24 protein-coding genes are annotated in these 17,418 nt (G+C 66.5%); 16 read left to right on the top strand and 8 right to left on the bottom strand.

Going from position 1 to position 17,418, the window contains the following annotated elements; translation table 11 throughout:
- Positions 1 to 54: 54 nt before the first annotated feature.
- Positions 55 to 546: a nuclear transport factor 2 family protein gene (locus GGQ97_RS00195; RefSeq protein ID WP_168067094.1), complete on the bottom strand. Its 492-nt coding sequence runs from the start codon at positions 544 to 546 to the stop codon at positions 55 to 57.
- Positions 547 to 768: 222 nt separating this feature from the next.
- On the opposite strand from GGQ97_RS00195, the gene GGQ97_RS00190 reads away from it, so the two are divergent.
- Positions 769 to 1,257, top strand: a complete 489-nt coding sequence (locus tag GGQ97_RS00190) for an Hsp20 family protein (protein ID WP_168067093.1) — start codon at positions 769 to 771, stop codon at positions 1,255 to 1,257.
- A gap of 71 nt (positions 1,258 to 1,328) precedes the next feature.
- Here the strand turns inward: GGQ97_RS00190 and GGQ97_RS00185 are convergent, their stop codons facing one another.
- Complete coding sequence (locus GGQ97_RS00185) at positions 1,329 to 2,054, bottom strand: GcrA family cell cycle regulator (protein WP_168067092.1); 726 nt, start codon at positions 2,052 to 2,054, stop codon at positions 1,329 to 1,331.
- Between the two features lie 101 nt (positions 2,055 to 2,155).
- Between GGQ97_RS00185 and GGQ97_RS00180 the strand changes: the two genes are divergently transcribed.
- The 4 genes from GGQ97_RS00180 (at position 2,156) to GGQ97_RS00165 (ending at position 5,826) form a co-directional block, all read left to right on the top strand.
- Positions 2,156 to 2,983 carry an ABC transporter permease gene (locus tag GGQ97_RS00180; RefSeq protein WP_168070555.1) on the top strand — a complete coding sequence of 276 codons (828 nt, stop codon included), beginning with the start codon at positions 2,156 to 2,158 and terminating at the stop codon, positions 2,981 to 2,983.
- A 121-nt stretch (positions 2,984 to 3,104) separates the two neighbouring features.
- Positions 3,105 to 3,674 (top strand): hypothetical protein, encoded by a 570-nt coding sequence (locus GGQ97_RS00175; RefSeq protein WP_168067091.1) that lies wholly within the window; start codon positions 3,105 to 3,107, stop codon positions 3,672 to 3,674.
- Positions 3,675 to 3,781: 107 nt separating this feature from the next.
- On the top strand, positions 3,782 to 4,972 hold the full coding sequence (locus tag GGQ97_RS00170) for an aspartate aminotransferase family protein (protein ID WP_168067090.1): 1,191 nt from the start codon (positions 3,782 to 3,784) through the stop codon (positions 4,970 to 4,972).
- Positions 4,969 to 5,826: a tetratricopeptide repeat protein gene (locus GGQ97_RS00165; protein WP_168067089.1), complete on the top strand. Its 858-nt coding sequence runs from the start codon at positions 4,969 to 4,971 to the stop codon at positions 5,824 to 5,826. The genes GGQ97_RS00170 and GGQ97_RS00165 overlap by 4 nt, the downstream gene beginning before the upstream one ends.
- Before the next feature lie 64 nt (positions 5,827 to 5,890).
- Here GGQ97_RS00165 and GGQ97_RS00160 read toward each other — a convergent pair whose 3' ends face one another.
- A complete protein-coding gene (locus GGQ97_RS00160; RefSeq protein WP_168067088.1) occupies positions 5,891 to 6,502 on the bottom strand; it encodes a YceI family protein in 612 nt (203 codons plus the stop codon).
- A gap of 299 nt (positions 6,503 to 6,801) precedes the next feature.
- On the opposite strand from GGQ97_RS00160, the gene GGQ97_RS00155 reads away from it, so the two are divergent.
- From GGQ97_RS00155 to queE, 6 genes are all read left to right on the top strand, one after another.
- Positions 6,802 to 7,008, top strand: a complete 207-nt coding sequence (locus GGQ97_RS00155; RefSeq protein WP_168067087.1) for a cold-shock protein — start codon at positions 6,802 to 6,804, stop codon at positions 7,006 to 7,008.
- Between the two features lie 97 nt (positions 7,009 to 7,105).
- Entirely contained in the window at positions 7,106 to 7,297 is a 192-nt protein-coding gene (locus tag GGQ97_RS00150; protein ID WP_168067086.1) for a hypothetical protein, read from the top strand.
- 38 nt (positions 7,298 to 7,335) lie between these two features.
- Entirely contained in the window at positions 7,336 to 8,229 is an 894-nt protein-coding gene (gene hslO, locus GGQ97_RS00145) for an Hsp33 family molecular chaperone HslO (RefSeq protein ID WP_168067085.1), read from the top strand.
- Positions 8,230 to 8,255: 26 nt separating this feature from the next.
- Positions 8,256 to 8,657, top strand: coding sequence for a DUF3617 domain-containing protein (locus GGQ97_RS00140; protein WP_168067084.1), 402 nt, complete (start codon positions 8,256 to 8,258; stop codon positions 8,655 to 8,657).
- Positions 8,658 to 8,833: 176 nt separating this feature from the next.
- A complete protein-coding gene (gene queC / locus GGQ97_RS00135; protein WP_168067083.1) occupies positions 8,834 to 9,520 on the top strand; it encodes a 7-cyano-7-deazaguanine synthase QueC in 687 nt (228 codons plus the stop codon).
- Positions 9,517 to 10,143, top strand: coding sequence for a 7-carboxy-7-deazaguanine synthase (gene queE / locus GGQ97_RS00130; protein WP_168067082.1), 627 nt, complete (start codon positions 9,517 to 9,519; stop codon positions 10,141 to 10,143). The genes queC and queE overlap by 4 nt, the downstream gene beginning before the upstream one ends.
- 7 nt (positions 10,144 to 10,150) lie before the next feature.
- On the opposite strand, the gene GGQ97_RS00125 is transcribed toward queE, so the two are convergent.
- From GGQ97_RS00125 to lipB, 3 genes are all read right to left on the bottom strand, one after another.
- A complete protein-coding gene (locus GGQ97_RS00125) occupies positions 10,151 to 10,411 on the bottom strand; it encodes a hypothetical protein (protein ID WP_168067081.1) in 261 nt (86 codons plus the stop codon).
- A gap of 108 nt (positions 10,412 to 10,519) precedes the next feature.
- Positions 10,520 to 10,780 (bottom strand): hypothetical protein, encoded by a 261-nt coding sequence (locus tag GGQ97_RS00120; protein WP_168067080.1) that lies wholly within the window; start codon positions 10,778 to 10,780, stop codon positions 10,520 to 10,522.
- 74 nt (positions 10,781 to 10,854) lie between these two features.
- Positions 10,855 to 11,526 (bottom strand): lipoyl(octanoyl) transferase LipB, encoded by a 672-nt coding sequence (gene lipB / locus GGQ97_RS00115; RefSeq protein ID WP_168067079.1) that lies wholly within the window; start codon positions 11,524 to 11,526, stop codon positions 10,855 to 10,857.
- 82 nt (positions 11,527 to 11,608) lie between these two features.
- Here lipB and GGQ97_RS00110 point away from each other — a divergent pair, with 82 nt between their 5' ends.
- Positions 11,609 to 12,412 (top strand): hypothetical protein, encoded by an 804-nt coding sequence (locus GGQ97_RS00110; protein ID WP_168067078.1) that lies wholly within the window; start codon positions 11,609 to 11,611, stop codon positions 12,410 to 12,412.
- Between the two features lie 3 nt (positions 12,413 to 12,415).
- Here the strand turns inward: GGQ97_RS00110 and hemF are convergent, their stop codons facing one another.
- The gene (gene hemF / locus GGQ97_RS00105; protein ID WP_168067077.1) at positions 12,416 to 13,261 is read right to left on the bottom strand and encodes an oxygen-dependent coproporphyrinogen oxidase; all 846 of its coding nucleotides are present in this window, start codon (positions 13,259 to 13,261) and stop codon (positions 12,416 to 12,418) included.
- 235 nt (positions 13,262 to 13,496) lie between these two features.
- On the opposite strand from hemF, the gene petA reads away from it, so the two are divergent.
- The 4 genes from petA (at position 13,497) to GGQ97_RS00085 (ending at position 16,954) form a co-directional block, all read left to right on the top strand.
- Complete coding sequence (gene petA, locus GGQ97_RS00100; RefSeq protein ID WP_245197969.1) at positions 13,497 to 14,054, top strand: ubiquinol-cytochrome c reductase iron-sulfur subunit; 558 nt, start codon at positions 13,497 to 13,499, stop codon at positions 14,052 to 14,054.
- An 11-nt stretch (positions 14,055 to 14,065) separates the two neighbouring features.
- On the top strand, positions 14,066 to 15,382 hold the full coding sequence (locus GGQ97_RS00095; RefSeq protein ID WP_168067075.1) for a cytochrome b: 1,317 nt from the start codon (positions 14,066 to 14,068) through the stop codon (positions 15,380 to 15,382).
- Positions 15,383 to 15,398: 16 nt separating this feature from the next.
- Positions 15,399 to 16,343, top strand: a complete 945-nt coding sequence (locus GGQ97_RS00090) for a cytochrome c1 (protein WP_168067074.1) — start codon at positions 15,399 to 15,401, stop codon at positions 16,341 to 16,343.
- A gap of 77 nt (positions 16,344 to 16,420) precedes the next feature.
- On the top strand, positions 16,421 to 16,954 hold the full coding sequence (locus GGQ97_RS00085) for an adenine phosphoribosyltransferase (RefSeq protein WP_168067073.1): 534 nt from the start codon (positions 16,421 to 16,423) through the stop codon (positions 16,952 to 16,954).
- A gap of 21 nt (positions 16,955 to 16,975) precedes the next feature.
- Here GGQ97_RS00085 and GGQ97_RS00080 read toward each other — a convergent pair whose 3' ends face one another.
- The gene (locus GGQ97_RS00080) at positions 16,976 to 17,341 is read right to left on the bottom strand and encodes a VOC family protein (RefSeq protein ID WP_168067072.1); all 366 of its coding nucleotides are present in this window, start codon (positions 17,339 to 17,341) and stop codon (positions 16,976 to 16,978) included.
- Positions 17,342 to 17,418 lie beyond the last annotated feature (77 nt).

Raw genomic sequence — 17,418 nt, 5'->3', positions numbered from 1 at the left:
GGACGGTTGTAGGGGAGTGGACGGGCGAAGGGAACAGGGGGCGAACGCCAGTTCCTAGGGTTTGCCGAGGGGCAGGCCGGCGGCGAGCGCGGCGGTGACCGGGTTCATATATTCTTTCATGCCGCGGATCCGGCCGCGATGAAGATCGAAGCGCAGGACGTAGCGGTTGCGGTAGACGGCCCCGGTGGCGAGCAGCATGTCGCCTCGAGCCTCGACAAACACGGTGCGACCGTCGGCGGAGGGGGTGAAATCGGCTTCGGTCCAGCCGATCCGGGCGATCTTGGCGAACGCGCCGTCGACATAGCCGGTGAGGACCGCGTCACGCCCGGTGAAGCGGCGCCATGAGCCGGCTTCGGTCTTGCCGGAGCGGTCGAAGGGATATTGGAACACCGCCGCGTCATCAATCAGCGCGGCCACCGCCGAGCGATCCTTGGCAGTCATCGCGGCGAGAAAGGCGCGGACCGGGGCGGCGGGGTCGGGCCGGGCGGTAGCCGGTGCGGCGAGGGGAAGCGCGAGAAGCAGGAACAGCAGCAGCCGGCGGGTCATGGCGGTCCTCGGAGGTTACTCCAAGCTTGATAGGCGGGCCGGGCATCTGGCGGGCGGGCCGGGGCGGAAACGGTGGCGGGGCAGGGGTTCGCACCCCCTCTTGAACCGGAAAAAGTGGCCTCCAACATTGCTCCTGCCGGGCGCCGCTTGAGGGCCTGGTGACGGGCCGGGGCTTGTCGCTTCCTGCCCGCCTTGTTGCTCAACTCTTCAGGAGGACAAGACGTGCGTAGTGCTTTTGATTTCACCCCGTTTCGCCGCAGCGCTGTGGGGTTCGACCGGCTGTTCGACATGCTGGAAAGCAGCGCGGCATCCGGAGCGGGGGAGAATTACCCGCCGTTCGACCTCATCCGCACCAGCGAGCATGAGTATCGGATCGAGATCGCCGTGGCCGGCTTCCGCCGCGAGGAGATCGATATCACCAGCCACCAGAACGTGCTGATCATTCGTGGTCGCAAGGCCGACGAAGGCGGCGCCGATTACATCCATCGCGGTATCGCCACCCGCAGCTTCGAGCGGCGCTTCGCGCTGGCCGACCATGTGCAGGTGACCGGTGCCGATCTGGCGGACGGCATGCTGGCGCTGACGCTGAAGCGCGAGATCCCCGAAGCGATGAAGCCGCGCCGGATCGAGATCGGCGGAACGGCCCAGCCGCGGCACGACCGGATCGAGGCCGAGGTGAACAGCGAGACGCGCCAGAGCGAAACCGCCTGACGCATCATCGCCAACGAAAAGGGCTCCGGAGGCGAATGCTTCCGGAGCCCTTTTCCATGTTGGCCGAAGATTTAGCGTACCCGCGGGCCGCCGTAGGGGAGCGGCGGCGGGGGGCGGCGGTCGCGGCGTGGCAGCTGCGCCTGGTAGGCGACGCCGCAATGCTGGACGCAATAAGGATAGCCGGGGTTGGCCTGCTGGCCGCAGAAGTGGAAATCGGGCTCGCCCGGGTGACCCATCGGCCATTTGCAGATGCGGTCGTTGAGGTCGAGCAGGCCGGTCTTGTCGGCGATCTCGGGCGCGGGCTTGGCCGGAACCAGGCGACGCGGCGGGGCCGGGGGGATCGGGGGCTGCTGGTCGCCCGGGCCCTGGCGAACGAAGCCGCCCGGACCGATCGAGCGATAGACCATCACCGTCTCACCGGTCTTGGCGGCGGGAGCGGCGGCGGGGGCCGGGGCGGGCGTGGCGGCAGGCGCGACCGGGAGGTCGTCGTCCGGCATCGGCGCGGCGCTTTCGAGGATGGCGGCAATCGCCGGCTTCTCACGGACCCGCGACGGGGCCGAGCGTTCGGACGCCGGAGCCGCAGTCGAGGCCGGCGCGGCGGCGGCGGCCGTGGCCGATGCGCTCTTGTCCTCGCCCGCCTTGACCGGCGACGGACGCGAATCGAGGCCGAGGCGGTGTGCCTTGCCGATCACCGCGTTGCGGCTGACGCCGCCAAGATCGTCGGCGATCGCGCTTGCGGTCTTGCCTTCGGCCCACATCGCCTTCAGCCGCTCGATTCTCTCGTCAGTCCAGCTCATTCTTTGCGTCGCTTTGCTTCTTCGGGTTAACCGGTTGCCGTCCCAGCCCGCAGCCGATAGGCGCTGATCGCGTGAACGACCAGCCCTCATCCATCCCTGCGATGCCAGGCCAGCCGCGCCGCGCCTTCGCCATGACGCCCGGGGACGTGCGCCTCAAGGGCGTGAACTGGGGCGGCCTCAAGACCCTCTATGTCAAGGAGGTGCGCCGCTTTTTCAAGGTCCAGACCCAGACCATCTGGGCGCCGGCGGTGACCACCCTCCTGTTCCTGGTGATTTTCTCGGTCGCGCTGGGCGGCGCCAGCCGGCAGGTGATGGGCGTCCCGTTCCCGAGCTTCATCGCGCCCGGGCTGATCATCATGGCGATGATCCAGAACGCCTTCGCCAATTCGAGCTTCTCGCTGCTGGTTGGCAAGATCCAGGGGACGATCGTCGATTACCTGATGCCGCCGCTGTCGGTCGGCGAACTGATCGCCGGGCTGATCGGCGCGTCGGTCACCCGCGCGGTGCTGGTCGGCTGCGCGGTGTGGCTGGCGATGGCGCTGTGGCCGGGAGTCGACGTCAGGGTGATCCACCCGCTGAGCGTGATCTGGTTCGGGCTGATGGGATCGCTGCTGCTGAGCTTCCTCGGGCTGATCACCAGCATCTGGGCCGAGAAGTTCGATCATGCGGCGGCGGTGACCAATTTCGTGGTCGCTCCGCTGTCGCTGCTGAGCGGGACCTTCTATTCGGTCGAGGCGCTGAGCCCGCTGTTCCGGGGCATCAGCCATGCCAATCCCTTCTTCTACGTCATCTCCGGCTTCCGCCACGGATTCCTGTCGGAAGCCGATTCGCCGATCCTGTTTGGGGCGGTGCTGCTGCTGGTACTCAACCTTGCGCTGTTCGCGCTCTGCTATGGCCTTCTGAAGAGCGGGTGGAAGATCAAGAACTAGGCTTTTCAGCCACTTGGTCGTTTCGAGCGCTGAACAAGAGATAACGGGCATGTTCAGCCTGCGGAACCATGACGGGGCGTAGAACTTCTCTCATCAAGCCTCGATGAGGGAGAGTAAGCTCATGAAGAAGTTCCTGTTTGCCGCCGCCGGTCTTGCCGCCGTCGCCGCCGCCACTCCTGCCAGCGCCCAGGGCTATTATGGCCAGCAGCCCGGCTATTACCCGCAGTACGGTCAGCAGTACGGCTATCAGAACCAGCAGCAGCTGGTGCAGTTCTACATTAGCCGTGCCGATCAGCTGCGTCAGCGGGTCGAGCGTTTCGACGGACGTGACCGGATCAGCGAGCGTGAGGCCAGCCGCCTGCGCGCCGCCGCGATCGACCTGCAGAACCGCACCCGCAGCTATGCCCGCAACGGGATCAACGCGAGCGAGCAGCGTGACCTCGACAATCGCTTCGCGCAGTTGCAGCAGCGCATCGCGATCCAGGCCCGTGATGGCAACAACCGCTACGGCAACGGCTATGGCCGCGGTGTCGGCGGCGGCCGCGACCGCGACCGGGACGGCATTCGCGACAACCGCGATGGCTATGTCGACCTGAACCGCAACGGCGTCGACGATCGCCGCGAGGGGTTCATCGACAATAACCGCAACGGGATCGACGATCGCCGCGAGGGTTATCCCTACCGCCGCTAAGCGGCACGAGCCGAGGGGTTAACCTTCCCCTCGGCCCGGGCTAAGAGGGCGCGGCTCCCACCTCGGGGGCCGCGCCCTTTTTCTTTTGTTCTCCAGGAGCCCGTTTCATGGCCATCACGCCGCTCATGCCCGTCTATCCGCGTTGCGAGGTGCGGCCGGTCCGAGGCGAAGGCGTGTGGCTGATCGGCGAGGGCGGCGAGCGCTATCTCGATTTCGCCAGCGGCATCGCGGTCAACCTGCTCGGCCACAGCCATCCGCATCTGATCGGCGCGATCCAGAGGCAGGCCGAGACGCTGATGCACGTGTCGAACCTGTACGGCAGCCCGCAGGGCGAAAGCCTGGCGCAACGGCTGGTCGACCTGACCTTTGCCGACACGGTGTTCTTCACCAATTCGGGCGCCGAAGCGGTGGAATGCGCGATCAAGACCGCGCGCCGCTATCATCATGCGGCGGGCAATCCGCACAAGAACAAGCTGATCACTTTCTCCAACGCCTTCCACGGGCGGACCATGGCGACGATCTCGGCGACCGACCAGGTCAAGCTGCGCGACGGCTTCGCGCCGTTGCTCGAGGGCTTCGAGGTGGTGGCGTTCGACGATCTGGACGCGGCGCTTGCGGCGATCGACGAGAATACCGCGGGCTTCCTGCTCGAGCCGGTGCAGGGCGAGGGCGGCATCCGTCCGGCGAGCCAGGAGTTCATGGCCGGCCTGCGCAAGGCCTGCGACGAGCATGACCTGATGCTGGTACTGGACGAGGTGCAGTGCGGCGTGGCGCGCACCGGCAGCCTTTACGCCTACGAACAATATGGGATCGAGCCGGACATCCTTGCGACCGCCAAGGGCATCGGCGGCGGCTTCCCGCTGGGCGCCTGCCTGGCCACCGAAAAGGCGGCGAGCGGAATGGTGATCGGCACCCACGGCAGCACCTACGGCGGCAATCCGCTGGCGATGGCGGCGGGCAATGCGGTGCTGGACGTCGTCTCGACGCCCGAATTCCTGGCGCAGGTCCGCGAGACCGGGCAGCGGCTGCGCGCGGCCCTGGAGCAGATGATCCCCAACCACGACGGCTTGTTCGAAAGCGTCCGCGGCATGGGCCTGATGCTCGGCATCAAGATGAAGACCGACAGCCGTGCGTTCGTCGGTTATCTGCGCACCCGCGGCATCCTGACGGTGGCGGCTGGCGACAATGTGGTGCGCGTCCTCCCGCCGCTGATCATCGACGACAATGACATCCGCGCCTTCGTCGATGGCCTGAGCGCAGCGTCGGCGGATTATGAGGTGCCGGCCGAGGCGGCTTGAGCGTCGACCTGACGCCCTGGCTGATCGCCGGCGCCTTCGCGGCCTTCGGCGTCGGCCTGCTAATCTACTGCGTGCGCGGCTTCCGGCGCGGCCGGATCGTGCCGATGATCCGCTATTATCGGAACGAGCCCTATGATCGGCGGCGCGAACCCAAGAGGTTCTGGGTGTCGCTAATATACAATGGCCTGCTGGCGGGTGGGCTGGTGGTCGGAAGCATGGCCGCTCTGCAGGCGGAACGGCGACGGGTGCACGAGCGCCCGTTCCGCGACGCCTGCCTTGCCGATCGGCCCGACCGCACTCCGTACGACGTCATCGCCGCCTGCGACCGCTGGATCGCCGAAGCAAGGCCGTGGGGCTTCGATCTCGGGCTTGCCCGGGCGACCCAGGCGCATGCCCATTCGTTGCTGGGCGAACGGGAGCAGGCGACGCTTCTGCGGCGGGCTGCGATCGGCGCCTATGGCCGATCGCTCAGCGGCTATCCGGAGGACAGTGCTGCGCACTGGAACAGTGCCGCGCTGATGGTTGCGAACGGCGACTTTGAACAGGCGCGACTGTCCTTAGAGGCCTATGTCGCGCTGGAGCCCGACCGGGGCAACGGCTGGCTGGAACTGGGGATGGTCGACCTGTGGGTGCGAAAGCCGCAGGACGCGATCGTCAACCTGACCCGCGCGGTCGAGCGGCTGCCGGGGGAGGCACGGCCGCTGGCGGGGCGCGGTCTCGCCTTCCTGATGGCCGGGGACCGTGAACGGGCGGCCGCCGACATTGGCGCGGCGCGCAAGTTGGATCCGGATCATCCGTTGGTAACGGACGCGGTTCGGATGCTAGGACCGGAAAGCCCGCAGGCGCCGCGCTGAGCGCCGTCGTGGGTAAGAAGGGCGACCGGAGGCGAGGTGCCGGTCCGGCCGCCCGATCCCTCGCTTACTTCTCAAAGGCGGCGGTGATCTCGAGGTTGACCTCGTCCGACACCGCCGGGACCGCGTAGCCGAGGTTGAAGTCGCTGCGCTTCAGCCTGGCGGTGGCGGAGAAGCCGACCGTCTGCTTCTTGTTCATCGGGTTGGCGCCGGCGCCGTGGAGGCGGGCGTCGAGCGTGAGCGGCTTGGTCACGCCGCGCAGGGTAAGGTCGCCGGCAATGGTCGCCTGGGTTCCGCGAACGGTCACGCTGCGCGACACGAAGCGGGCGGTCGGGAACTTGGCGGTGTCAAACAGGTCGGCGGTGGCGAGGTGCTTGGCGAAGCCGGGCGAGGTGACGGTCAACCCCGACAACGGAATGTCGATCGCGACCTTGGCGGCGCGGGGGTTGGAGGGATCGATGTCGAGCGTCCCGCTCATCGCGCCGACCATCCCGTACAGGCGGCTGAAGCCGAAGTGATCGACCGACCAGACGACCTGCGTGTGGTTGGCGTCCACCGTGTAGCGACCGGCCTGGACGGACTTGGCGGCGGCGGCCGGCGCCGGCGGTGCGGGCTGGGCCGCGATGGCGGCGGTGCCGGCAAGGGTCAGTGCAGCGGCAAAGGCGAGGCGCTTGGTCATGGGGTTCGGAGCTCCTGTTGGATGGTATTCTTTCGTAACCACGTAACTGCGCGTGCCCGGCCCCGATCGCAAGAAGGCACATGGCTGTGACCCGCTCGCAAGGGCTGCCCCCAGCCGCCTTTGAAGAGACCGAACGGGAACCAAGGTTGTAATTTCGGGCGCCGAAGCGTATATGGAGATGGCTATCAGTCGCAAGTTTTGACGGTCTACGGCGCTTTGCGGCTCCTTACTCCTTCTCTCCATGCTGCTCCTAGCGTGCTGCCCGGCACTCGGGTGGCGCTACGAGAAGGACTACCACCATGATCACCGGAACCGTCAAATTCTTCAACGCCGACAAGGGCTATGGCTTCATCTCGCCCGAGGACGGAAGCGGCGACGCTTTTGTTCACATTTCGGCGGTTGAAGCGGCCGGCATGCGTACGCTCGATCGGGACCAGAAGGTTCAGTACGAGCTGCAGAGCGGCCGTGATGGTCGCGCGAGCGCTGTGAATCTGCAGAGCGCTTAAAGCCTGAGTCAAAGGGGAACGGCCCGCTTGTGTGATGGCGTGCGGGCCGTTTTCTTTCACTCTCCTGTCCACCCCCAGCGAAGGAAGACAGCCCCCGATGTCCACCCTCCAATTCTATTCCGAGCGCGCCGCCGAGTGCCGCCGCGACGCCGATGCCGCCAGCCTCGAGAACGTCAAGCGCCGCAACCTGGAAGCCGCCGAAGCCTGGGAAGCCATGGCCGAGCGCCTGACCCGCACCAATGCCCACCGCGATGCCAATGAGGCAGCCCGCGAGGCACGTTCCGTCTAACGGTTGAGGTCGGCAGGGGGGCTTCCTATCTCCCCTGCATGACCCCCGAAATCCTTACTCTCGATGCCGCCCTCGGCGTGACCGTTCCGGCGCGTCACGCCCGCGGCCGTGCCGCCCGCATCGGCCCTGCGCTGCGCACGATCCTGTCCGCCCATGCCTATCCCCCGCCGATCGAGAAGCTGCTGGCCGAGGCGCTGGCACTGACCGCGTTGCTGGGATCGTTGCTCAAGGACCCCGGCGGGCAACTGACGCTCCAGGCGCAGACCCAGGGCGGAGTCGTCGACCTGCTGGTCTGCGACTACAAGGGCGGCGAATTGCGCGGCTATGTCCGCCACGATCCCGTCAAGCTGGCCGATGCCGCCCACGCCCCGACGCTCAAGACGCTGTTCGGCGAAGGCTATCTTGCGATCACCTTCGACCAGCCGGCGACGCAGGAGCGCTATCAGGGCATCGTGCCGCTGGAGGGCGAAAGCCTGGGCGCTGCGGCGCAAAGCTATTTCAGCCAGTCCGAGCAGATCCCCTCGATCGTCCGCCTTGCGGCCGAGCGAAAGGAAGACGGCTGGGTTGCCGGCGGAATCCTGTTCCAGCACCTGCCCGAGGGTGAGGAAGGACGCGAGCGGCTGCACACCCGGCTTGACCATCCGGACTGGGACCATGTCGCGGTGCTGGCCGGATCGGTCCGCCCCGATGAGCTGACCGACGAAACCCTGTCGCTCGACGCCCTGGTGTGGCGCCTGTTCCACGAGGAAGAGGAAGTCCGCGTGGTGCCGGGCGCGCCGCTGTCGCGCGGGTGCCGCTGCGATCCCGACTATGTCCGTTCGGTCATCGCTCGATTTCCCGAGGACGAGCGCGAGCAGATGAAGAATGACGAGGGCGTGATCCGGGTGGATTGCGAATTCTGCTCGACCAGCTTTCCGTTAGTCTTCGATTGAAACGGAAGCGTGATAAAAGCGCCGGAATGAGAGTCGCACCCTTTCTGTTGCTTGCGGTGCTGGCCGGCGGATGGGCCGGGGCTGCGCAGGCACCCTCGGTCCTGCCGGGGGTGGAGCCCGGCCTGTGGGAAGTCAGCCGCGATGCGACCGGGCGCGGGGCCCGGCGCGGCTGCTTGCGCGATATCCAGCTGCTGGCGACCTATGCCCATGCCGGCGACCGCTGCAACCGGACGATCCTGGTCAATTCGCCGCGGCGATTGCTGATGGCGCTGGAATGCGGAGCGGGCGACTTCGGCCGGTCGGAGATCACCGTCACCACGCCGCGCTCGCTCAAGATCGAAACCCAGGGATTTCACCGCGGGGAGCCCTTCGACCTCAATATTTATGCCCGGCGGGTCGGAGAATGTCCTATTTCCGGTCGACGTTAAGGCGCTGTTTAACCATAAGCTGCTAGGAAGATGCGGTGCCCGGCCCCTGGTCGGGCACGCTTTCCTCCCTGACGGGCCATCGAGCCCGAACCTGGGCCGCCCTTCGGGGCGGCCCTTCTTTTTCGGGGCGCCGGATTTTGCCTTTCGAATCCCCCCGTCCTATGGGCCCGCGCGCCATGACTGCTACCCCACCCACCGCCGTTGTCCTGCTGTCGGGCGGGCTCGACTCCATGGTCTGCGCCGCGCTGGCGCGGGAGCGGGGCTTCCGGGTCTGCGCGCTGACGGTCGATTATGGCCAGCGGCACCGGGTCGAGCTGGAGGCGGCGAAGCGGATCGCGGCCGACCTGGCCGACCGTCACGTCGTGCTGCCGCTCGACCTGCGCGCGTTCGGCGGCTCCGCGCTGACCGCCGATGTCGCGGTCCCCAAGGACGGCGTGGGAGAGGGCATTCCGGTCACCTACGTCCCTGCGCGCAACACCATCTTCCTCAGTCTGGCGTTGGGCCTTGCCGAGGCGAGCGGCGCGCGCGACCTGTTCGTGGGCGTCAACGCGCTCGATTATTCGGGCTACCCCGATTGCCGGCCCGATTTCGTCGCCGCGTTCGAGGGCCTTGCCAACCTTGCGACCAAGGCCGGAGTCGAAGGCGATCCCTTCACCATCCACGCCCCGCTGCAGGAGATGACCAAGGCCGATATCGCGCGCGAAGCGGCGCGGCTGGGACTCGATGCAGGGCTGAGTCACAGCTGCTACGATCCGGGCGCCGATGGCGGAGCGTGCGGAACCTGCGACGCCTGCCGCCTGCGCTCCCGGGGATTCGAGGAAGCGGGGCTGCCCGATCCGACCCGCTACGCGGCGGCACCATGACCTATGCGGTCAAGGAATGCTTCCTGACGCTGCAGGGCGAAGGGGTGCAGAGCGGTTCGCGTGCGGTGTTCCTGCGCTTTGCCGGATGCAATTTGTGGAGCGGGCGCGAGGCCGGTCGCGCCGCGGCGCAGTGCCGCTTCTGCGATACCGATTTCGTCGGCACCGACGGGGTGAATGGCGGCAAGTTCGCCACCGCCGAGGCGCTTGCCGACCTGGTCGAACGCCTGTGGGGCGAGGGGCCCGAGCAGCGGCTGGTGGTGGTGACCGGGGGCGAGCCAATGCTGCAGCTGGACGCCGCGTTAGTCGACGCCTTGCATGCGCGCGGATTCCGGATTGCGGCGGAAAGCAACGGGACGCTTGCCGCGACTCCCGGGATCGACTGGCTGTGCGTCAGTCCCAAGGCCGGGACCGAGGTGGTCCAGCGGTCGGGCGACGAGCTGAAGCTGGTCTGGCCCCAGGCGGGAATTGACCTTGCCGAGATCGAGCGCTGGGATTTTCGCCACTTCCTGATCCAGCCGATGGACGGGCCGGAAGGCAGCGTCGAGGCTGCAGTCGCGGTGGCGATGGAGCGGCCGCGCTGGCGGCTGACCCTGCAGGCCCACAAGATCGTGGGCCTCGCCTGAGGCGAACTCAGGCTTCGTTGTCGCTTTCGTTCGCTTGATTGGCCGGCCCGGCGTCGTTCGCATCGAAGGCGGGCGGTGGCATGTCGTTTGCCATGCGCGAATCGTCGGCGGTGGCGGCATCGATCGCGGTGACGTCGCCGGCGACCACGTTCACCTGCTCAAGCCCGGCGTCCCCGACGCTTTCGTTGACCGTGGCGGGCTGCTTGTCGCCGCACCCGGCGAGAAGCAGGAGCGGCACGAGGGCGAGTGGGAGGAAGCTGCGCGACATGGGGGAGGGGCTAGCCGCTTTGTCCGCAACAGAAAAGGGGCCGCCGGCGTGATGCCGACGGCCCCTTTCCCGAGAACATCCGGGTTCCCGAAGGATCCCGGAAGCGACTTACATCGCGTTGTTCATCATCATGTTGGCGTCGTTGGCCATCATGTTGGCGTCGGCAGCCATGTTGGCGTCGGCAGCCATGTTGCTGTCCATGGTCATGTTGGCGTCCATGGTCATGTTGGCGTCCATCGCGTTCATGTCGGCGACGGCGTTGGTGTCGACAGCCATGTTCTCTTCCATGGCGGTGTTGTTGGCGGCTTCATTGCTGCTGCAAGCCGACAGAGCGAGGGCCGCGGTGGCGACCAGGATCAGAGCACGCATTCGATTCACTCCCTAAGAAAGTCGATCTGGCGTGGCCTTCCACGTCGCAAATCAGCGGGCTGTGTAGTGGCTCCTCACGCGCTCGCCAAGAGGGGTGACGAATGACCTAGTTTTGCGAGGAAGGCCGGGAAGGCTTTTTCGAGTGCCCGGTCGAGGTCGGACATGCCGGCGTCGACCCCCAAGGCGGCAATACTGGTGACCCCGTGGGTCGCGATTCCACACGGCACGATACCGCCGAAATGCGACAGATCGGGGACCAGGTTGATCGAAAAGCCGTGCAGCGTCACCCACCGCTTCACCCTGACCCCGATAGCGCCGATCTTGGCTTCGGCCGCGCCTTCGCCGGTCCAGATGCCGATCCGGCCCGGCGAACGATGCGCCTCGACGCCGAGCGCTGCCAGCGCGTCGATCACCCATCCCTCGAGCGCATGGACGAAGCAGCGGATGTCGCGTCCCCGCGCGGCGAGGTCGAGGGTCAGATAGCCGACCCGCTGCCCCGGCCCATGATAAGTATAGCGCCCGCCGCGTCCGGCATCGAAGACCGGAAAGCCCTGCGGGTTGAACAGTTCGGCCGGGTCGGCGCTGGTGCCGGCGGTGAACAACGGTGGATGCTCGATCAGCCAGACCCGCTCGGCGGCGGTACCCTCGCGCACCGCGGCGGCGCGGGCTTCCATGTCGAGGAGGGCCCGGGGGTAGGGAATGAGGCCGTCGCTGACCTGCCATTCGATGCCGTCGATGCTGCGCATGGCGTCTTCCAAGCCATGAAAAGTGGCCAAGGGGCAAGAGGGCGGCTACATCTTGCCGATGCAACAACAGGGTGGGTCAGGGATGAAGCTGTCGATCGGTCAGGCGTGGGACGAGGCGAGGGGCGTCTTCCGGGCCGACGGCAAGGCGATTTTCGCCGTGGCCCTGGCGCTGACGGTGTTGCCGGGAGCAATCCTGGAAACGATCGCTCCGAGCAACCTGCGCACCAACGAGACCCCGTGGTGGATCGCGCTGCTGGGCCTGGTCGCCGCCTTGCTCAGCCTGACCAGCCAGATCGCGATCAGCCGTATCGCGCTTGGACCATCGACCACCGTCGGAGGCGCGCTGGCCCTGGCCTTTCGCCGGATGCCGGCGCTGTTCGGCGCCTTGCTGCTGGCGATCCTGCCGTTCGCGCTGGTGCTGACCACGATCGGCATGACGCAGGGTACCGATCTCACCCCGGCCACTGTCCCGCCGGCGATGGCCGGTGCAGTGCTTCTGATCATGCTGGTCGGCCTGTTCGTCCTGATCCGGCTGCTGTTCCTGACTCCGCTCAGCGCCGAGCGCCGCGAGGGGCCAATAGCGTTGCTGCGATCGGCCTGGCAGCTGTCGCGCGGCCATTTCCTCAAGCTGCTGGGCGTGATCCTGCTGCTTCTGCTGGTCGCCCTGCTGCTGGTCGGCGCGCTTGGCGGCGCGGTGTCGGCGGTGGCGATCCTTGCCCTTGGCCCGATCGCTCCGGGCAACCTTAGCGCCCTTCTGGTGGCGCTGGTCCAGCAGGGGCTTGCGGCAATGGTGTCGGTGCTGTTCGTGGTGGTTGTTTGCCGCCTCTACGCGCAGGCCGCCGGCGAGGGATTCGTCAGGTCGGTGCCGGACGCCGGGCGCGACTAGGCCCTAGCTCCACTTCGCCAGCGGCGGGAGGCTCATCAGGATCGCGTCGACGTTGCCGTTGGTCTTGAGCCCGAAGATCGTGCCGCGGTCGTAGAGCAGGTTGAATTCGGCATAGCGGCCGCGAAATTCGAGCAGGCGGTCCATCTCGGCCTCGTTCCAGCCTTGCCCCATGCGGCGACGGACGATCGGCGGATAAGCGGCGAGAAACGCCTCGCCGACGTCGCGGGTAAAGGCGAAGGCGGCGTCGAAGTCGCCTTCCAGCCGGTCGTAGAAGATCCCGCCGACTCCGCGCGCGACCTTGCGGTGGGGAAGCCAGAAATATTCCTCGCACCATTTGGAATAGCGTTCGTAATAATCGGCGCCGTGCGCGTCGCACGCCGCCTTGAGTTCGGCATGGAAGGCGGCGGTGTCCTCGGGATAGGGAATCGCCGGATTGAGGTCGGCCCCGCCGCCGAACCAGCGCCGTGCGGTGCACAGGAACCGGGTGTTCATGTGGACGGCCGGCACGTGCGGATTGGCCATGTGCGCAACCAGGCTGATCCCGGTGGCGAAGAAGCGATTGCCGTTCTCGGCGCTGCCGGGGATCGATTTCGCGAATTCCTCGGAAAAGGTGCCGCCGACGGTGGAGACGTTGACCCCGACCTTTTCGAAGACCTTGCCCTTCATCAGCCCGCGGACGCCGCCGCCGCCGGGCTCGCCCGAGGGATCCTCGCGGTCCCACGGCAGATAGTCGAAGGAGGCGTCCGAGCCCGCCTCGCGCTCGATCGCCTCGAACTCGGCGCAGATACGGGTGCGCAGGTTTTCGAACCAGGCGCGGGCGGCGGATTGTTGCTCGTCGAGTGCTTCCATGGGCCGGGAGGCTAGCGGCTCGGGCGTGGGACGCCAATGATCGAGATCAAAGGAAGATCGTTTCGGCGCCCTCACCGACCAATGGACCCTTGAGGAGCGATGAACGGCCCGCTATCAGGCGCGCGATCATCCGCTCCGCCTTACCGGCGCGGGACTCACGTCATGCACCCGACCGGTGCGAACAAGCGAGCTCAAGGACCCGTTGATGGCCACCGTCGAAACAACCCAGCCGCTGATGCCCGGCGAGCCAAGCGCGGCCGAAGCCGGCGACCCGGGCGTGCGCCGCCGCGATTTCATCAACATCGCCGCGGTGAGCTTCGCCGGCGTCGGTGCGGTGACCGCGATCGCGCCGTTGCTGATGCAGGCCGCTCCGTCGGCCGACGTCCGCGCGCTGTCGTCGATCGAGGTCGACATTTCCAAGATCATGCCCGGCCAGGGGATCAAGACCAGCTGGCGCAAGCAGCCGGTGTTCATCAAGCAGCTGACGCCGGCCGAAATCCAGGCCGCCAATGCAGTGCAGCTGAGCGAACTGCGCGATCCGCAGAGCCTTGCCGACCGCACCAAGCCCGGCAAGGCCCAGTGGCTGATCACGCTCGGCGTCTGCACCCACCTCGGCTGCGTGCCGCTCGGCATCGGCGAGGGGGAAACCAAGGGTGATTTCGGCGGCTATTTCTGCCCGTGCCACGGGTCGCACTATGACACCGCCGCGCGCATTCGTAAGGGTCCGGCTCCGCTGAACCTGCATGTGCCCGATTATGAATTTGCTAGCGACACCGTTGTCCGGATCGGTTGAGGACTGACACAATGAGCTTTGCCTGGGCCAAGCCCTACGAACCCACCTCGCCGTTCATGCGCTGGATGGACCAGCGCCTGCCGCTGCCGCGCCTGGTTTATGGCGCCATCGGCGGCGGTTATCCGGTGCCGCGCAACCTGAACTATTTCTGGAACTTCGGGGTCCTCGCGGGCCTCGCGCTGATGATCCAGATCATCACCGGCATCGTGCTGGCGATGCATTATTACAGCTATGCCGGCGGCGCGTTCGACAGCGTCGAGCGGATCATGCGCGACGTTAACGCGGGCTGGGTCCTCCGCTACGTCCACCAGAACGGCGCGAGCTTCTTCTTCGCGATCGTCTACATCCACATCTTCCGCGGCCTTTATTACGGTTCCTACAAGGCACCGCGCGAGATGGTGTGGCTGCTTGGCCTGGTCATCTACCTGCTGATGATGGCCACCGCCTTCATGGGCTACGTCCTGCCGTGGGGCCAGATGAGCTACTGGGGCGCGCAGGTCATCACCGGCTTCTTCTCGGCCATTCCGGTGGTCGGCGAGCCGCTCAGGGTCTTCATCCTCGGCGGGTTCGCGCCCGACCAGGCCGCGCTGACCCGCTTCTTCTCGCTCCACTACCTGCTGCCGTTCGTGATCGCGGGCGTCACCATCCTCAAGATCTGGGCGCTGCACATCCCGGGTTCGTCGAACCCGACGGGCGTCGACGTCAAGGACGAGAAGGACACCCTGCCGTTCCACCCGTTCTACACGGCCAAGGACGGCTTCGGGATCGGCGTCGCGCTGCTGATCTTCGCGCTGGTGGTGTTCTTCTTCCCGTACAGCCTTGGCCACCCCGACAATTACGTCGAGGCCAACCCGCTGGTGACCCCGGCGCACATCGTTCCCGAATGGTATTTCTGGCCGTTCTACGCGATCCTGCGCGCCTTCACGGTGGACTTCATCCTGCCCGCCAAGCTGTGGGGCGTGCTGGCGATGTTCAGCTCGATCCTGCTGCTGTTCTTCCTGACCTGGCTGGACCGCTCGCCGATCCGCTCGACCAGCTATCGTCCGGTCTACCGGGTGTTCTTCTGGGTGCTGGTGGCCGACATCGCTCTGCTGGGCTATTGCGGCGTGATGCCGGCCGAGCAGCCGTACATCGCGCTCAGCCAGATCGCGGCGGCTTACTACTTCGCCCACTTCCTGATCATCCTGCCGCTCGTCTCGAAGTTCGAGAAGCCGCGGCCGCTCCCCAACAGCATCTCCGAGAGCGTGCTGCATGGCGAAACCAAGGAGAGCCGGCCTTACGGTCTTGCTCCCTCGGGTCCGACCACCGCTGCTCAGCCGGCCGAATAAGAAAGTAGACAGACCCATGGTCCGCATCATCGGTTTCTTCGTCGGGCTTGGCTTTGTCGGCGTCCTGCTGATCAGCCTCGTCGTCAACGGCGTCGACTATTTCCGGAACCCGCCGGAACACGCCGCTTATTATTACTTCCACAAGGACCCGCGCGAGGCGGAGCTTCCTTCGGACGGCATGGCGGGCAAGTTCGACCGCCAGCAGCTGCAGCGCGGCTTCCAGGTCTACAAGGAAGTCTGCTCGGCCTGCCACAGCCTGAAGTATGTCAGCTTCTACCAGCTGACCGACCTTGGCTATTCGGAAGCCGAAGTGAAGGCGATCGCCAACCAGTGGGCGATCGAGGTGCCGTCGGTGAATCCGGACACGGGTGAAGCGGCGACCCGCAAGGCGCTGGTGTCCGACCGCTTCCCGTCGCCCTATCCGAACGAGACGGCGGCGCGCGCGGCCAACAACAATGCCTATCCGCCCGACCTCAGCCTGATGACCGAGGCCCGTCACGACGGCGCTAACTACGTCTATTCGCTGCTGACCGGCTACGTCGACCAGGCCGGGTACAAGAATTCCAAGGGGCAGGAACTGCTCAAGGAATTCCCGGAAGCAGCAACCCCGCCGGGGCTGTATTTCAACCCCTATTTCGCCAACCTCAACATCGCGATGCCGGCCCCAATCGTGTCGGACGGTCAGGTGACCTATGCCGACGGAACCAAGGCGACCAAGGACCAGATGGCCAAGGACGTCGCGGCGTTCCTGGTGTGGACGGCCGAGCCGACCCTGGAGAACCGCCACCGCACCGGTTGGGCAGTGGTGATCTTCCTTCTGATCGCGACGGTTCTCGCCTACCTTTCGTATCGCAACATCTGGGCCAATGCGAAGCGCGAGGTGTCGATCCGCGGTCCGCTCGATCCCGACTTCCGCGAGCGGATGGACGAGCAGAAGGCCGACCGCGGCATCGCCGGCTAGGCGACGCCATTACGGCAAACGACCGGAAAGGCTCTCGTCGAGGGACGGGAGCCTTTTCTGTTTGGGGACAAAGCCACATGACCCGAGACGATCTGCGCGCGCTGGTTCGCACGATCCCCGACCATCCCAAGCCCGGGATCCTGTTCCGAGACGTCACCACCCTGCTGCTGCACGCGGAAGGCTTCGCCGCCGCGATCGATGCGCTGGCGGCGACGGTGCCCGAGCGGCCTGACCTCATCGCGGGCATGGAAGCGCGCGGCTTCGTGGTGGCGACCGCGCTTGCGCTAAGGCTGGAAGCGGGGCTGCTGCTGATCCGCAAGGACGGCAAGCTACCGGGCGCCACCATCGCCGAGGATTATGCGCTGGAATATGGCACCGACCGGCTGACCATGCATGTCGACGCCTGCGCGCCCGGTGCCACCGTGCTGCTGGCCGACGACCTCATCGCGACGGGTGGGACGGCGCTGGCGGCGGCCCGATTGGTCCGCAGGGCCGGGGCGGTGGTGATCGGAGCGCGCTTCCTGATCGACCTGCCGGACCTGGGCGGCGCGGCAAGGCTTCAGGCCGACGGGATCGAGACTCAGAGCCTGCTCGCATTCGAGGGGCATTGAACCAGCGACGATTACCGGATTCTAGATTTCCCCGGCCCGCGCGGGGCGGCCGATCCGCACCAGCACCCCGTCGGGATCACCGACCGCGAATTCGTACGTGCCCCACGGCTTGCGGTGCGGAGCGCTCTTCTCGATGATGATGTCACGGACTCGGTCGGCAACCGCATCGACATCCTCGCAGAACAGGAACATCCCGTGCGAATTGCGCTCGGGGATGACCCAGCCGGCCTCTGCGGGGCGCAGGATGATTTGCCAGCTCGCGCCATCGGTCATGATCCGGAAACCGGCGTCGCCGCCGCTGACCGAGAAGCCCAGGCGCTCGTTAAAGGCCTGGGTCCGCTCGATGTCATTGCACGGCAGGATCGGGCTGATCTGGTGCTTGGTCATGGCTGCATGATGCCACCATCCACCCAGCCCGTCACCGTACGCGTATTCTGGCGATCCTTCGCCCTACCGGGCGGTCA

This window comes from Sphingomonas kaistensis (assembly GCF_011927725.1).
In the GTDB taxonomy this organism is placed as follows: Bacteria; Pseudomonadota; Alphaproteobacteria; order Sphingomonadales; family Sphingomonadaceae; genus Sphingomicrobium; species Sphingomicrobium kaistense.
This window is presented reverse-complemented; position numbering and strand designations above follow the sequence as displayed.

Bases quoted from the DNA above. Each gene is read 5' to 3' on its own strand.
- GGQ97_RS00195 (WP_168067094.1), bottom strand. From the start codon at position 546: ATGACCCGCCGGCTGCTGCTGTTCCTGCTTCTCGCGCTTCCCCTCGCC.
- GGQ97_RS00185 (WP_168067092.1), bottom strand. From the start codon at position 2,054: ATGAGCTGGACTGACGAGAGAATCGAGCGGCTGAAGGCGATGTGGGCC.
- GGQ97_RS00180 (WP_168070555.1), top strand. From the start codon at position 2,156: ATGCCAGGCCAGCCGCGCCGCGCCTTCGCCATGACGCCCGGGGACGTG.
- GGQ97_RS00175 (WP_168067091.1), top strand. From the start codon at position 3,105: ATGAAGAAGTTCCTGTTTGCCGCCGCCGGTCTTGCCGCCGTCGCCGCC.
- GGQ97_RS00170 (WP_168067090.1), top strand. From the start codon at position 3,782: ATGGCCATCACGCCGCTCATGCCCGTCTATCCGCGTTGCGAGGTGCGG.
- GGQ97_RS00160 (WP_168067088.1), bottom strand. From the start codon at position 6,502: ATGACCAAGCGCCTCGCCTTTGCCGCTGCACTGACCCTTGCCGGCACC.
- GGQ97_RS00155 (WP_168067087.1), top strand. From the start codon at position 6,802: ATGATCACCGGAACCGTCAAATTCTTCAACGCCGACAAGGGCTATGGC.
- GGQ97_RS00150 (WP_168067086.1), top strand. From the start codon at position 7,106: ATGTCCACCCTCCAATTCTATTCCGAGCGCGCCGCCGAGTGCCGCCGC.
- hslO (WP_168067085.1), top strand. From the start codon at position 7,336: ATGACCCCCGAAATCCTTACTCTCGATGCCGCCCTCGGCGTGACCGTT.
- GGQ97_RS00140 (WP_168067084.1), top strand. From the start codon at position 8,256: ATGAGAGTCGCACCCTTTCTGTTGCTTGCGGTGCTGGCCGGCGGATGG.
- queC (WP_168067083.1), top strand. From the start codon at position 8,834: ATGACTGCTACCCCACCCACCGCCGTTGTCCTGCTGTCGGGCGGGCTC.
- queE (WP_168067082.1), top strand. From the start codon at position 9,517: ATGACCTATGCGGTCAAGGAATGCTTCCTGACGCTGCAGGGCGAAGGG.
- GGQ97_RS00125 (WP_168067081.1), bottom strand. From the start codon at position 10,411: ATGTCGCGCAGCTTCCTCCCACTCGCCCTCGTGCCGCTCCTGCTTCTC.
- GGQ97_RS00120 (WP_168067080.1), bottom strand. From the start codon at position 10,780: ATGCGTGCTCTGATCCTGGTCGCCACCGCGGCCCTCGCTCTGTCGGCT.
- lipB (WP_168067079.1), bottom strand. From the start codon at position 11,526: ATGCGCAGCATCGACGGCATCGAATGGCAGGTCAGCGACGGCCTCATT.
- GGQ97_RS00110 (WP_168067078.1), top strand. From the start codon at position 11,609: ATGAAGCTGTCGATCGGTCAGGCGTGGGACGAGGCGAGGGGCGTCTTC.
- hemF (WP_168067077.1), bottom strand. From the start codon at position 13,261: ATGGAAGCACTCGACGAGCAACAATCCGCCGCCCGCGCCTGGTTCGAA.
- petA (WP_245197969.1), top strand. From the start codon at position 13,497: ATGCCCGGCGAGCCAAGCGCGGCCGAAGCCGGCGACCCGGGCGTGCGC.
- GGQ97_RS00095 (WP_168067075.1), top strand. From the start codon at position 14,066: ATGAGCTTTGCCTGGGCCAAGCCCTACGAACCCACCTCGCCGTTCATG.
- GGQ97_RS00090 (WP_168067074.1), top strand. From the start codon at position 15,399: ATGGTCCGCATCATCGGTTTCTTCGTCGGGCTTGGCTTTGTCGGCGTC.
- GGQ97_RS00085 (WP_168067073.1), top strand. From the start codon at position 16,421: ATGACCCGAGACGATCTGCGCGCGCTGGTTCGCACGATCCCCGACCAT.
- GGQ97_RS00080 (WP_168067072.1), bottom strand. From the start codon at position 17,341: ATGACCAAGCACCAGATCAGCCCGATCCTGCCGTGCAATGACATCGAG.